Source organism: Enterococcus sp. DIV1368b, assembly GCF_050529595.1.
GTDB classification, from domain to species: domain Bacteria; phylum Bacillota; class Bacilli; order Lactobacillales; family Enterococcaceae; genus Enterococcus_B; species Enterococcus_B mundtii.
This window is the reverse complement of sequence record NZ_CP172883.1, coordinates 2,942,501-2,956,645: the sequence shown is the minus strand read 5'-3', so window position 1 is coordinate 2,956,645 and position 14,145 is coordinate 2,942,501. Positions and strand designations below refer to the sequence as shown.

The 14,145-nt window shown below is 41.9% G+C and carries 10 protein-coding genes and 2 rRNA genes (1 of these 12 running past the window's edge); all 12 read left to right on the top strand.

The genetic code is table 11. From position 1 onward, the window contains the following. The first annotated feature begins 15 nt into the window (after positions 1-15). A complete protein-coding gene (locus IGJ19_RS13610) occupies positions 16-1,614 on the top strand; it encodes a putative polysaccharide biosynthesis protein (RefSeq protein ID WP_071866557.1) in 1,599 nt (532 codons plus the stop codon). Positions 1,615-1,623: 9 nt separating this feature from the next. Next, positions 1,624-1,899 carry an RNA-binding S4 domain-containing protein gene (locus tag IGJ19_RS13605; RefSeq protein ID WP_019722335.1) on the top strand — a complete coding sequence of 92 codons (276 nt, stop codon included), beginning with the start codon at positions 1,624-1,626 and terminating at the stop codon, positions 1,897-1,899. A gap of 63 nt (positions 1,900-1,962) precedes the next feature. Further along, the gene (locus IGJ19_RS13600; protein ID WP_010734119.1) at positions 1,963-2,388 is read left to right on the top strand and encodes an FtsB family cell division protein; all 426 of its coding nucleotides are present in this window, start codon (positions 1,963-1,965) and stop codon (positions 2,386-2,388) included. Between the two features lie 46 nt (positions 2,389-2,434). Next, the gene (locus IGJ19_RS13595; RefSeq protein ID WP_010734120.1) at positions 2,435-2,905 is read left to right on the top strand and encodes a S1 domain-containing RNA-binding protein; all 471 of its coding nucleotides are present in this window, start codon (positions 2,435-2,437) and stop codon (positions 2,903-2,905) included. A gap of 78 nt (positions 2,906-2,983) precedes the next feature. Further along, a complete protein-coding gene (tilS, locus tag IGJ19_RS13590) occupies positions 2,984-4,414 on the top strand; it encodes a tRNA lysidine(34) synthetase TilS (RefSeq protein ID WP_430604216.1) in 1,431 nt (476 codons plus the stop codon). Further along, a complete protein-coding gene (gene hpt / locus IGJ19_RS13585) occupies positions 4,414-4,959 on the top strand; it encodes a hypoxanthine phosphoribosyltransferase (RefSeq protein WP_010734122.1) in 546 nt (181 codons plus the stop codon). The genes tilS and hpt overlap by 1 nt, the downstream gene beginning before the upstream one ends. Before the next feature lie 90 nt (positions 4,960-5,049). Then, the gene (gene ftsH / locus IGJ19_RS13580; RefSeq protein WP_019722333.1) at positions 5,050-7,146 is read left to right on the top strand and encodes an ATP-dependent zinc metalloprotease FtsH; all 2,097 of its coding nucleotides are present in this window, start codon (positions 5,050-5,052) and stop codon (positions 7,144-7,146) included. Between the two features lie 151 nt (positions 7,147-7,297). Next, the gene (gene hslO / locus IGJ19_RS13575; RefSeq protein ID WP_071866559.1) at positions 7,298-8,185 is read left to right on the top strand and encodes an Hsp33 family molecular chaperone HslO; all 888 of its coding nucleotides are present in this window, start codon (positions 7,298-7,300) and stop codon (positions 8,183-8,185) included. After that, positions 8,186-9,184, top strand: a complete 999-nt coding sequence (dusB, locus tag IGJ19_RS13570; RefSeq protein ID WP_142433808.1) for a tRNA dihydrouridine synthase DusB — start codon at positions 8,186-8,188, stop codon at positions 9,182-9,184. It abuts the gene before it with no gap. 115 nt (positions 9,185-9,299) lie between these two features. Beyond that, positions 9,300-10,796, top strand: a complete 1,497-nt coding sequence (gene lysS, locus IGJ19_RS13565; protein ID WP_010734126.1) for a lysine--tRNA ligase — start codon at positions 9,300-9,302, stop codon at positions 10,794-10,796. Positions 10,797-11,710: 914 nt separating this feature from the next. Further along, positions 11,711-13,271, top strand: a 16S ribosomal RNA gene (locus IGJ19_RS13560). A gap of 230 nt (positions 13,272-13,501) precedes the next feature. Then, positions 13,502-14,145 (top strand): 23S ribosomal RNA (locus tag IGJ19_RS13555) (it continues 2,271 nt past the right edge of the window). The 16S and 23S rRNA genes sit together here, the layout of an rRNA operon.

The following is a 14,145-nucleotide window of genomic DNA, read 5'->3' as shown; positions in this document are numbered from 1 at the left end:
GAAGGGGCTGAACCTTTGGATCATAAAGAAATGCGTCAAGTGATGCACGGTGCCTTTGTGTTGACGCTTGCCTCCTTTATAGCAAAAGTCCTCAGCGCACTATATCGGATTCCATTGCAAAACTTAGTGGGCGATGAAGGTTTTTATGTTTATCAACAAGTTTATCCTATTTATGGTATTGCGATGACACTCGCTTTGTCGGGGCTACCCCAGTTTATCTCTAAATATGTAGCAGAAAAAAAAGACCCTTTCGAACAAAGACAAGCATTGAAAAATCTTTATCCCCTTGTTTTTTGGTCAGGCTTTTTACTCTGGCTCTTCGTATTTTCATTTAGTCACTGGATCGCTCTCATGATGGGGGATCAACAACTGATGCCGTTGATTCGGATCGTCTCCTTCACGTTTTTGTTGATGCCAGGACTATCTTATTATCGTGGGAATTTTCAAGGTCGGTTTTTAATGGAGCCCACAGCGGTTTCGCAAGTCGTTGAACAAATTGTTCGTGTAGCGATCATTGTTTTTAGCGCGATTGCCTTTAAGCGATTAGGCTGGACAGTCTATCAAACAGGCACAGCGGCAATGAGTGGCGCAGTATTTGGTGGCGTATGTGCATATGGTGTACTGTATTATTATGAACAAAAAATCCATGGTGGTGCATTGAGCTTCCGCCACTTTCCGATTTTAAGAAGGCCAGCGAAATCACTCGTGCGCCGGTTCTTGATTGAAGGGGGATTAGTATCCATTTATAGTGGTCTATTGATCTTCTTCCAATTGATTGATTCTTTTTTTGTTAAGAATGCGTTACAAATCTATGGTTTATCCGAGCAAGCATCTAAAATAGCTAAAGGAGTATATGATCGTGGGCAACCGTTAGTTCAATTAGGATTAGTTATTGCTACAGCTTTAAGTGCTACGTTCTTACCCGCGTTGACACGCTACCTAACGAGTGCAGTCAAAGGACAATTTTATTCCACAGCAAAAATTTACTTGCGTCTGACGACTGCATTGGCGTTGGCAGCTTCAGTAGGATTAGCTGTATTGTTGCCTTATATCAATTACGCATTGTTTAAAGATTATGCTGGGAATATGACACTAGTTCTGTTTGTTTTTTCCATTGGACTAACTGCAATTATTCAAGCGTACCAAAGCATTGCTCAAAGTAAAAACTCTTTTCGCCCCTCATTAAAGGGTGCTGGTTGGGGCTTGCTTGCTAAAGCTTTAGCTACCCCCCTTCTCACGAGTTATTTAGGAACAGTCGGTGCTAGTTTATCGACATTACTTGGACTATCAGTGACTTTATGGTATTTTGTCCGTACTGAAACTCCAGCAATCAATAGTTTTTGGCACGAACGAAAATTTGGTAAGAAATTGATCCAATGTTTAGGTTGTATGGTCTTAGCGTTGTTTGTGTATTATGGCTTCTTAAACTTATTGTTTGGTCCAGTGAGCCATCGCTCGACTGCTCTTTTTGCCAGCCTAGGCGGTGTCATTATAGGCGTAGTCACATTTGTATATGCAGTGATCTGGACAAAATTATTTACGATCCGTGAATGGCTGTTACTGCCATTTGGTAAGAAAATCTTACGTTTGAAAAAAATAAAAAAAGAAAAGTGAGGACATGAGATGCGACTAGATAAATTTTTAAAAATCTCGCGAATCATCAAGCGCCGATCTGTCGCTAAAGAAGTGGCGGATAAAGGACGAATCAAAATCAATGGCAAACTCGCGAAATCTTCCAGTGATGTCAAGGTTGGAGACCAATTGGACATCCAATTTGGCAACAAGACGATGGAAATCAAGGTAGCAGAGTTGCACGAGTCAACAAAAAAAGAAGATGCACAAAAAATGTATGAAGTCTTGTCAGAAACACGAGTACAAAACACAAGCGAAATAGATTAGACAAGCATTCAGGATGTTGGTATAATAAAGAATGACAATCAAAAAAGATTGGAGCGAATACAGGTGGCAAACAAAAGCAATAAAATCGCTGCACTAGACACAGAGTATGCAAAGAAAAAATATGTCGAATTTCAACAACAACAACGCCAATTGATTTTTCGTAGACGCAGGTTAGCAGCCATCTTTTTAGGTGCTTTGGTCATTTTCGCTGTAATAGGTTTCCAAATTTTTAATGATATGCAACGAATGAATCATTTAAATGAATTAAAAGTCGAAGCAGATACAGAGTTACAACAAATCAATAAAGATGTAGACCAACTCACAGAAGACGTGAAATTGCTTAAAGATGAAGATTACGTAGCAAAACTTGCTAGAAGCAAATTTTTCTATTCAAAAGAAGGGGAGCAAGTCTACCCGATACTTGAATCTACGACAGATAATTCAGCAGACACCGATGAACAAACAACGAGTTCAACAACTGCCCAATAAGCAGTAATATAAAAAAAGGGAAATAATTAGGAGGAACATTTTTTTTATGTCAATCGAGGTAGGAGCAAAACTGCAAGGAAAAGTTTCAGGAATCACAAATTTTGGCGCGTTTATTGATTTAGGAGCTGGCAAAACAGGGTTAGTTCATATCAGTGAAGTATCAAACGGTTATATCAAGGATATTCATGATGTATTGAGCGTTGGTGATGAGGTAACAGTCAAAGTCATTACAGTCAATGATGATGGGAAAATCGGTTTATCTATCCGCAAAGCACAAGAGCAACCAGTAGAAACTAATGATGAAAATCGTCAAAAGAGATATCCACAAAAAGAAACTCGAGATAATCGAGGACGCGCACCGCAGAAAAAATCTTTTTCTCGCAGCCAACCTTCCAATACAAAAGAAGACTTCGATTCATTGATGAGCTCATTTTTAAAAGATAGCGATGATCGATTGACTTCCTTAAAACGCAACACAGAAGGAAAACGCGGAGGCCGTGGCGGTCGCCGTAGCTAAGCTAAGCGAAATTGAAGGGCAGGCAATTGTCACAGACTTTTGTCCGCTCTTTTTATTTTGTAAAAGGATGTGACACCAATGGATAGAAGAGCAAGTCAGTTTAAACAAGCATTTATAAAAAGAGGCTTACGCCGTGGCTATCTGTCTGAACATACGAAAATACTAGTTGCTGTTTCCGGTGGTGTAGACTCGATGGTTTTACTCGATTGCTTAATGACCGCCCAAAAACAAATTGGCTTTCGGTTAGGGGTTGTCCATATCGATCATCGCTTACGGAGCGTTTCTGCGGATGAAGCAGCCTATCTTGCTGACTTTTGCGATAAAAACAATCTTACTTTCCACTTGAAAGTATGGGAGAATCCAGCGGAACAAGGAATTGAAACGGCTGCTCGAGCTTTTCGGTATGAGAAATTTGATGAGATCGTACGACATGATCATTATGATACATTGATGACAGCGCACCATGGGGATGATCAAATGGAAACGATTTTGATGAAAATCATTCGTGGTGGGCAGCTAGGTACGTATGCGGGAATCAAGGAAACGCAATCTTTTGCTGGTGGGCGACTGATTCGACCGTTGTTGTCATTTAGTAAAGAACAATTGTATGCGTATGCGGAAGCAGAAGATTTACCTTTTTTTGAGGACCATACCAATCAGGAACTAACTGTCCAACGTAATCGACTGCGTCATTTAGTCGTACCACAATTGAAAAAAGAAAATACCCAGGCGATGGCTCATTTCCAAAAATTCTCGCAACAAATCCAATGGGCAGAGCAATTTATCCGAAAAAATACTCATCAGATGATCACGGAACATCTTACGTATGGAGAAGAGCGCTTATCTATTCCGTGGACGGTGATCGAAAGTTTGGAATCATTTGAACGTTACTTCTTCTTTTACACGTTCTTTGATTACGTTTTTCCAGTTACGAAAGTGACGATCAAAGAAAAACAGATTGATACGTTGTTACAACAATGTGAACAAGCCGCAGGACAATGGCAGATTGATCTGGGCAAACGCTGGGTGATCGAACGTTCCTATGAAGTACTTTATCTTTATAAAAGAAAAAAGGAACGATCAACTAATCACCAAGATACTCCGTTAGAAATCATACCGAATCAATCCATTCAGTTAGGAGAGTCGGAATGGTTAGGGATCTACACCCCCGACCAACTTCCAGATTGGAAACTGGATGAAACAGGTGAAATCTTCACTCATGATCTCTGGTTATCAGCCGAACAATCGCTTTGGGTCGATCGGCGAAAACCGGGAGATCGCATCCAATTGACGGAGACATTGAACAAAAAAGTGTCAAGATATTTTATCGATAAAAAAATATCTGTTGCACAACGAAAAAATTCATGGGTTATTATAGATGAAGGGAGAAATCTATGGAGTCTAGTCCCTTTTGTCCATTCTTATTTGAGTATTGGTGTAGAAACTGATAAAATACACTACATACTTCTTTACAAATATCAAAAAGAAGCAATTGGAAGGAGAACCTGATGTTAGAAAAAGATATCGAGAGAGTATTGATCACGCAAGAAGAGATACAAGTTCGTTGTAAAGAACTAGGAAAAGAGTTAACTGAAAATTATCAAGATAAAAATCCGTTGGTTGTTGGTGTATTGAAAGGTGCTGTCCCATTTATGGCAGACATTATCCGTTCGATCGATGCTTACCTAGAATTGGATTTTATGGATGTTTCAAGTTACGGTAACGCAACTGTTTCATCAGGTGAAGTGAAAATCGTAAAAGACTTGGATACGAATGTGGAAGGCCGTGATTTATTGATCGTCGAAGACATCATTGATAGCGGAAGAACACTTGCTTATTTAGTCGATCTATTTAAATACCGTAAAGCAAACTCAGTTAAAATCGTGACACTTCTTGATAAGCCCGAAGGCAGAGTCGTAGATATCGAAGCGGATTACATTGGTTTCAATGTGCCAAACGAGTTTGTGGTAGGTTACGGATTAGATTATGCAGAAGCCTATCGAAATCTTCCATACATCGGTGTACTAAAACCGAGCGTTTATCAATCAAATTAATCATCTATCTCTCATAAATTATGTTACAATAGTATGGTCAGGATTGATAAAAGATTTATCAAGTAAAAATAACGCATAGGGAGGACAACTATGAACAAAAAAAACAATGGCATGATGAAAAATGCCTTGTATTATGTCCTCGTAATCTTAGCGATGGTAATGGTCGTCTACTTTATTTTTGGTAACAATGGCCAACGGTCGTCAGATATCGAGTACTCAAAATTCACTGAACAATTACAAGAAGGCAAAATCAAAAACTTTGAGGTGCAACCTGCTAATGGTGTGTATAAGATCTCAGGTGAATACAAAGAACAACAGACAGTTGCAAATAGTGGCGGTCTATCGATTCTAGGTACTACCGAGACATCAACTACGCACTTCACTACGATTATTTTGCCAAACGATACAACATTGAGCCAAGTCACAGAGTTGGCAAAAGACAACAACGTAGCAACTACGATCAGAGAAGAATCAAGTAGCGGCGTATGGGTATCACTCCTATTAAGCTTCTTGCCAATCGTGATCATCGTCTTCTTCTTCTATATGATGATGGGACAACAAGGAGGCGGCGGAGGCGGCGGAGGCCGTGTGATGAACTTTGGGAAATCCAAAGCAAAAGAAGCCGACAAAAAAGCAAATCGCGTTCGTTTCTCTGATGTAGCGGGTGCGGAAGAAGAAAAACAAGAACTTGTCGAAGTCGTTGAGTTCCTAAAAGATCCAAGACGCTTCATTGAATTAGGCGCACGTATCCCAGCCGGAGTTCTCCTAGAAGGACCTCCAGGAACAGGTAAAACGTTGCTTGCCAAAGCAGTTGCTGGTGAAGCTGGCGTACCATTCTACTCTATTTCGGGTTCAGACTTTGTTGAAATGTTTGTTGGGGTCGGTGCAAGCCGAGTTCGTGACTTATTTGAAACTGCGAAAAAGAATGCTCCAGCAATCATCTTTATTGATGAAATCGATGCTGTCGGTCGTCAACGTGGCGCTGGTATGGGTGGTGGACACGATGAACGTGAACAAACACTGAACCAATTGCTTGTTGAAATGGATGGATTTGATGGCAACGAAGGCGTGATCGTGATTGCAGCGACAAACCGTTCAGACGTATTAGATCCAGCCTTACTTCGTCCAGGACGTTTTGACCGTCAAATTTTAGTTGGTCGTCCAGATGTCAAAGGCCGTGAAGCGATTTTACGAGTTCACGCAAGAAACAAACCAATTGCTGACGATGTTGATTTAAAAGTCGTGGCACAACAAACACCAGGTTTTGCTGGTGCGGATTTAGAAAATGTCTTAAACGAAGCAGCGTTAGTAGCTGCTCGTCGAAACAAGAAAAAAATCGATGCTTCTGATATCGATGAAGCAGAAGACCGCGTGATTGCTGGACCAGCGAAGAAAGACCGTGTCATCAGCAAACGCGAACGCGAAATGGTCGCTTACCATGAAGCAGGTCATACGATCGTTGGGCTTGTCTTGAGTCGTGCCCGTGTCGTTCACAAAGTAACGATCATCCCACGTGGACGTGCTGGTGGATATATGATCGCTTTACCAAAAGAAGATCAATTCTTAATGACAAAAGAAGATATGTTTGAACAAATCGTTGGATTACTAGGTGGACGTACCGCAGAAGAAATCATCTTCAACGTTCAATCTACTGGTGCATCAAATGACTTTGAACAAGCAACAGCACTAGCAAGAAGTATGGTTACAGAGTATGGGATGAGTGATCGCTTAGGTCCTGTCCAATATGAAGGAAACCACCAAGTATTCGTAGGCCGTGACTATGGTCAAACGAAAGCATACTCAGAACAAGTTGCTTTTGAAATCGACCAAGAAGTACGCAAGATCTTGATGGAAGCACATCAAAAAGCACATGAAATCATCGAAGCACACCGTGCGCAACACAAACTGATCGCAGAAAAACTGCTTGAATTTGAAACATTGGATGCCAAAGCAATCAAATCTCTCTTTGAAAAAGGTGTAATGCCTGAAGGAGCAGAATCGGCAGACTTCCCTAGTGAAAAAGAAGCGCAAACGTTTGAAGAAGCAAAACGTGCACTAGAAGAAAAAGATGCGGAAAAACAAGCAGAAGAAAAACATGAGTTTGATGAAGCGAAAAAAGAGTTGAATGATGACAATCAATCGACTTCAACGGATGAACAAAATCATTCAGATGATCAAAATAGATAAAGAAAGAAGCTGTGACGAAAGTCGCAGCTCTTTTTTTGTGTCTGATATTTAAAAAAGAAACGCAGAATTTACAAATTCAAAAGTTGAAAAATTTGGAAGTTACTAGTATGATTCACTATGAGTTTAAAATCGGGAAATGAGGTACATACAAATGGAAGATTATTTAGTAAAGGCATTAGCCAATGACGGATTTGTTCGAGCATATGCTGTTCGTGCAACCAATACTGTCGCAGAAGCGCAGCAACGCCATGATACTTGGCATACATCATCAGCAGCATTAGGCCGTGCATTAGTTGGTAGTCTGCTTCTAGGTGCGACAGTTAAAGGAGAAGATAAATTAACAGTACGCATCCAAGGAGATGGCCCTGCAGGTGGGATCGTTGTTGATGCGAATGGTAAAGGTGATGTCAAAGGGTACATCAAAAATCCACACCTAAGTTTACCGCTGAACGCAGAAGGAAAAATCGATGTACGTGGAGCAGTAGGGACACAAGGGATGTTCAGTGTGACTAAAGATCTAGGGTTAAAAGAACCTTTTTCAGGACAAACACCGATTGTATCTGGTGAACTAGCTGAAGATTTCACGTACTATTTAGCGATTTCAGAACAAATCCCTTCAGCTGTAGGGCTAAGCGTCTTAGTCAATACGGATGATACCATCAAGACAGCGGGTGGTTTTATGATCCAGATCATGCCAGGGGCAGACGAAGAAACGATTGCGAAAATCGAAGAGCAACTGAAAACAACACCACGTATTTCTACACTCTTAGATGAAGGGTTGACACCTGAAGAAATCTTGCAAGGATTGTTAGGAACAGACGAATTGCAAGTACTAGAAAAAATGCCTGTGCAGTTCAAATGTGATTGTTCGAAAGAAAAGTTTGGTGAAGCAATCATTGCTTTAGGCGCAGCAGAAATCCAAGCAATGATCGATGAAGACCATGGCGCAGAAGCAGTTTGCTCATTTTGTAATAATAAGTATACCTACACAGAAGATGACCTAGCAGCATTGAAGACAGAAGCCTTGGGAGGATTATAAGTGGATCACACATGGAAAATCGGGAACGTTGAAATACCGAATCGCGTGGTTGTAGCACCAATGGCAGGGATCACGAACGCCGCATTTCGTGTAACCGTCAAAGAATTTGGTGCAGGAATGGTCGTTTGCGAGATGATCAGTGACCAAGGTATCCATTTCCGCAACAAAAAAACATTGGAAATGCTGCATATCGACGAAACTGAGCATCCATTAAGCTTGCAAATATTTGGTGGGAACAAAGACACACTAGTAGAAGCAGCTCAGTTTGTTGAGAAGCATACTACAGCAGATATCATTGATATCAATATGGGATGCCCAGTCAATAAAATCATCAAAGCTGAAGCAGGTGCAAAATGGTTATTAGACCCTGATAAAGTCTATGAAATGGTTCATGCAGTTGCATCGGCAGTTGATGTGCCAGTTACTGTGAAAATGCGTATTGGTTGGGACGAAGAACATGTTTTTGCTGTCGAAAACGCATTAGCTGCTCAAGCAGCCGGTGCCGGTGCAGTAGCCATGCACGGACGAACACGTGTGCAAATGTATGAAGGAAAAGCCGATTGGGAAGTGTTAAAGGAAGTCAAAAAACATCTAACGATTCCTTTTATGGGTAATGGAGACGTCAAAACGCCAGAAGATGCAAAACGCATGTTGGAATACGTGGGTGCCGATGGCGTCATGATCGGCCGTGCTGCTTTAGGGAATCCTTGGATGATCCATCGGACACAACATTATTTAGAAACTGGAGAGCTGATTCCGGAACCAACCGCACGCGAAAAAATCGCTACTGCAAAATTACATCTAGAACGTTTAGTTGATTTAAAAGGAGAAACCATCGCCTGTCGTGAGTTTCGGACACACGCTTCCTACTATCTAAAAGGTATCTCTCGGGCAGCCAAGATCAAATTAGCGATCAATAAGACTGAAAAACAGCATGAAATCAATGAACTGCTTGACCAATTGGTTGAAAAAAGTGAAAAATTATCACTTCAATCTTAGGAAGTTATTCTAAGTTTTTTGCGAAATTCAAGCCGAAACACTAAGTTCGGCTTGCTTTTTTTGCGTTTCATTGGCATTATAAGGAAGAGAATAAGATGAGAATGGAGGAACTTTTGTGACTGAGGAACAACAAAATCAATTAGAAGATTTAAACGATCAAATGATTGTTCGTCGTGAAAAAATGGAGCAATTGAGAGAAAATGGGATCGATCCATTTGGTAAGCGATTTGAGCGTACACATAATTCCCAAGAATTGCACGAATTATTTGATCCACGTACAAAAGAAGAATTGGCGGAGATGGCATTGACAGCGAGTGTTGCTGGCCGTATGATGACACGCCGTGGAAAAGGTAAAGCTGGATTTGCCCATCTGCAAGACAGAGAAGGCCAAATCCAAATCTACGTACGCAAAGACCGAGTAGGTGAAGAAGCTTATGAAGTATTCAAACATGCTGACTTAGGAGATTTCTTTGGCGTAACTGGAGAAATCATGAAAACTGATACAGGTGAGGTATCGATTAAAGCCTCTGAAATCGTCATCTTATCAAAAGCACTTCGTCCATTACCAGATAAATATCATGGATTAACGAACATCGAACAACGATACAGACAGCGTTACCTTGATTTAGTAAGTAATAGAGATAGTTTTGACCGCTTCATGAAACGCAGTCAAATCATTAGTGAGATCCGTCGCTATTTAGATGGGAACGGCTATATCGAAGTTGAAACACCAGTCTTGCATAATGAAGCCGGTGGAGCAGCAGCACGTCCGTTTATCACACATCACAATGCGTTAGATATGGATCTATATCTACGTATTGCGTTAGAACTTCATTTGAAACGTCTGATCGTTGGTGGTATGGAAAAAGTTTATGAGATCGGCCGTGTATTCCGTAATGAAGGAATCGATACGACCCACAACCCTGAGTTCACGATGCTTGAAGCATACACTGCATATACTGATTTTCAAGATGTGATGAACTTGACAGAAGGTATCATCCGTAATGCAGCTGAAAAAGTATTAGGAACAGCTAAAATCACTTATGCAGGTCAAGCAGTTGATTTAGAGAGTGATTTCAAACGTGTGCATATGGTCGATGCAATCAAAGAGCATACAGGTGTTGATTTCTGGAAAGAAATGACCTTAGAAGAAGCACTAGCGATTGCAAAAGAACACCAAGTTGAAGTGACAGAAGCAATGGGTGTTGGTCACGTCATCAATGAATTCTTTGAAGCGTTTGTGGAAGAAACCTTAGTGCAACCTACTTTTGTCTATGGACATCCAGTAGAAGTTTCTCCATTGGCGAAGAAAAATCCTGAAGACCCACGTTTTACTGACCGTTTCGAATTGTTCATCACAGGTAAAGAATTTGCTAATGCCTTTACTGAGCTGAATGATCCAATCGATCAAAGAGAACGTTTTGAAGCGCAAGAAAAAGAACGCGAGCTTGGAAACGATGAAGCACATGGTTTAGACGAAGACTTCTTAGAAGCGCTAGAATATGGCATGCCACCAACTGGCGGACTAGGTATCGGAATCGACCGTCTAGTCATGCTATTGACCGATGCTCAATCGATCCGTGACGTATTACTATTCCCAACCATGCGTTAAATCTGAGACATAAATAGAAACAACCAGTTCAGGGAACCAAACCGACAATAGCCAGAAATGTTTTTTATTTCTAGCTGCTGTCGGTTTATTTTTTAGAGAAAAAATGAGATAACTTTGCTTGAAATCTTGTTCTATATTTAAGACTTTATTGAAACTAATTTTTAAGTAAATGCGTATCAATGAACCATTTCAGAGAAAATTATGGAAAGGGATAAGATAGATATAAAAAAAGAAAACGGAACCATTAGAAATGAGTCTACTTTATAGAAGTTTCAGCGTAATTGCAATGGCGAATGATTTATGTAGATAAAGGTTTTCAACATCTTTATGCCATGCGAAACGCGAACGTTTAAATCGTTTTTTAGTATATTAATCGTATAACTAAAAAACTTGAAAAAACACAAAAAAATTCGTTGACCAATAAGATTTTAGTTGGTATATTATTATTTGTTCAAAAGTTAAGTTTCATAGCTTCTGAATGATCATAAAAAAGTTCTTGACGTGTGGGACAACACATGATAAGATAACCAAGTCGCTTGTGAACGACAACAGATAAACGTTGATTTCGCAAAGAAAAAAAACAAAATTAACTGTTGACAAATAACAAACGATAAGTTATGATAAGTGAGTTGCTAAAACGACCTCATGAAAAAAGAGTTCAAAAAAACTTTTAAAAAATAGTTGACAATCATTCGAGAGTTTGCTAAGATATAAAAGTTGCTACGGCAATCACAAACGATAAGTTGAGACAGTTGTGTTTCATTTATCACGTAGACCTTTGAAAACTGAACAAAGTAAGACAAACCAAATGTGTAGGGCGTCTTGATTCAATTCAAGACAACAAACATTTTTAACAAGCAAGCAATATGCTAGCAAACAATTGAGCTTAACAATCGAAAGATTGTTCTAACTTTTATTATGAGAGTTTGATCCTGGCTCAGGACGAACGCTGGCGGCGTGCCTAATACATGCAAGTCGAACGCTTCTTTTCCCACCGGAGCTTGCTCCACCGGGAAAAGAGGAGTGGCGAACGGGTGAGTAACACGTGGGTAACCTGCCCATCAGAAGGGGATAACACTTGGAAACAGGTGCTAATACCGTATAACAATCGAAACCGCATGGTTTCGTTTTGAAAGGCGCTTTACGGTGCCGCTGATGGATGGACCCGCGGTGCATTAGCTAGTTGGTGAGGTAACGGCTCACCAAGGCCACGATGCATAGCCGACCTGAGAGGGTGATCGGCCACATTGGGACTGAGACACGGCCCAAACTCCTACGGGAGGCAGCAGTAGGGAATCTTCGGCAATGGACGAAAGTCTGACCGAGCAACGCCGCGTGAGTGAAGAAGGTTTTCGGATCGTAAAACTCTGTTGTTAGAGAAGAACAAGGGTGAGAGTAACTGTTCACCCCTTGACGGTATCTAACCAGAAAGCCACGGCTAACTACGTGCCAGCAGCCGCGGTAATACGTAGGTGGCAAGCGTTGTCCGGATTTATTGGGCGTAAAGCGAGCGCAGGCGGTTTCTTAAGTCTGATGTGAAAGCCCCCGGCTCAACCGGGGAGGGTCATTGGAAACTGGGAGACTTGAGTGCAGAAGAGGAGAGTGGAATTCCATGTGTAGCGGTGAAATGCGTAGATATATGGAGGAACACCAGTGGCGAAGGCGGCTCTCTGGTCTGTAACTGACGCTGAGGCTCGAAAGCGTGGGGAGCAAACAGGATTAGATACCCTGGTAGTCCACGCCGTAAACGATGAGTGCTAAGTGTTGGAGGGTTTCCGCCCTTCAGTGCTGCAGCTAACGCATTAAGCACTCCGCCTGGGGAGTACGACCGCAAGGTTGAAACTCAAAGGAATTGACGGGGGCCCGCACAAGCGGTGGAGCATGTGGTTTAATTCGAAGCAACGCGAAGAACCTTACCAGGTCTTGACATCCTTTGACCACTCTAGAGATAGAGCTTCCCCTTCGGGGGCAAAGTGACAGGTGGTGCATGGTTGTCGTCAGCTCGTGTCGTGAGATGTTGGGTTAAGTCCCGCAACGAGCGCAACCCTTATTGTTAGTTGCCATCATTTAGTTGGGCACTCTAGCAAGACTGCCGGTGACAAACCGGAGGAAGGTGGGGATGACGTCAAATCATCATGCCCCTTATGACCTGGGCTACACACGTGCTACAATGGGAAGTACAACGAGTCGCGAAGTCGCGAGGCTAAGCTAATCTCTTAAAGCTTCTCTCAGTTCGGATTGTAGGCTGCAACTCGCCTACATGAAGCCGGAATCGCTAGTAATCGCGGATCAGCACGCCGCGGTGAATACGTTCCCGGGCCTTGTACACACCGCCCGTCACACCACGAGAGTTTGTAACACCCGAAGTCGGTGAGGTAACCTTTTTGGAGCCAGCCGCCTAAGGTGGGATAGATGATTGGGGTGAAGTCGTAACAAGGTAGCCGTATCGGAAGGTGCGGCTGGATCACCTCCTTTCTAAGGAATATTACGGAGACTACACACGTTTGTCGATACTTTGTTCAGTTTTGAGAGGTCTACTCTCAAAATTTTGTTCATTGAAAACTGGATATTGAAGTAAAAATGTAAGTAATACAAACCGAGAACACCGCGTTGAATGAGTTTTTTAATAAGTTCAATTGCTTATTTTTCTTGATTGGACTTCTATCGCTAGAAGAAAGATCAAAACCCAACCGTAAGGTTGATAAGGTTAAGTGAATAAGGGCGCACGGTGGATGCCTTGGCACTAGGAGCCGATGAAGGACGGGACTAACACCGATATGCTTTGGGGAGCTGTACGTAAGCTATGATCCAGAGATTTCCGAATGGGGGAACCCAGCATCTTTTATAGGATGTTACGTATACGTGAATACATAGCGTATACGAGGTAGACGCAGAGAACTGAAACATCTAAGTACCTGCAGGAAGAGAAAGAAAATTCGATTCCCTGAGTAGCGGCGAGCGAAACGGGAAAAGCCCAAACCAATGAGCTTGCTCATTGGGGTTGTAGGACTCCGATATGGTAGTTCTTTCAGATAGTCGAATGACTTGGAAAAGTCAGTCAAAGAGGGTGAAAGCCCCGTAGATGAAATTTGGAAGGCACCTAGGAGGATCCTGAGTACGGCGGAACACGAGGAATTCCGTCGGAATCCGGGAGGACCATCTCCCAAGGCTAAATACTCCCTAGTGACCGATAGTGAACCAGTACCGTGAGGGAAAGGTGAAAAGCACCCCGGAAGGGGAGTGAAATAGAACCTGAAACCGTGTGCCTACAACAAGTCAAAGCCCGTTAATGGGTGATGGCGTGCCTTTTGTAGAATGAACCGGCGAGTTACGATTGCATGCGAGGTTA

Bases quoted from the DNA above. Each gene is read 5' to 3' on its own strand.
- IGJ19_RS13605 (WP_019722335.1), top strand. From the start codon at position 1,624: ATGCGACTAGATAAATTTTTAAAAATCTCGCGAATCATCAAGCGCCGA.
- IGJ19_RS13595 (WP_010734120.1), top strand. From the start codon at position 2,435: ATGTCAATCGAGGTAGGAGCAAAACTGCAAGGAAAAGTTTCAGGAATC.
- tilS (WP_430604216.1), top strand. From the start codon at position 2,984: ATGGATAGAAGAGCAAGTCAGTTTAAACAAGCATTTATAAAAAGAGGC.
- hpt (WP_010734122.1), top strand. From the start codon at position 4,414: ATGTTAGAAAAAGATATCGAGAGAGTATTGATCACGCAAGAAGAGATA.
- ftsH (WP_019722333.1), top strand. From the start codon at position 5,050: ATGAACAAAAAAAACAATGGCATGATGAAAAATGCCTTGTATTATGTC.
- hslO (WP_071866559.1), top strand. From the start codon at position 7,298: ATGGAAGATTATTTAGTAAAGGCATTAGCCAATGACGGATTTGTTCGA.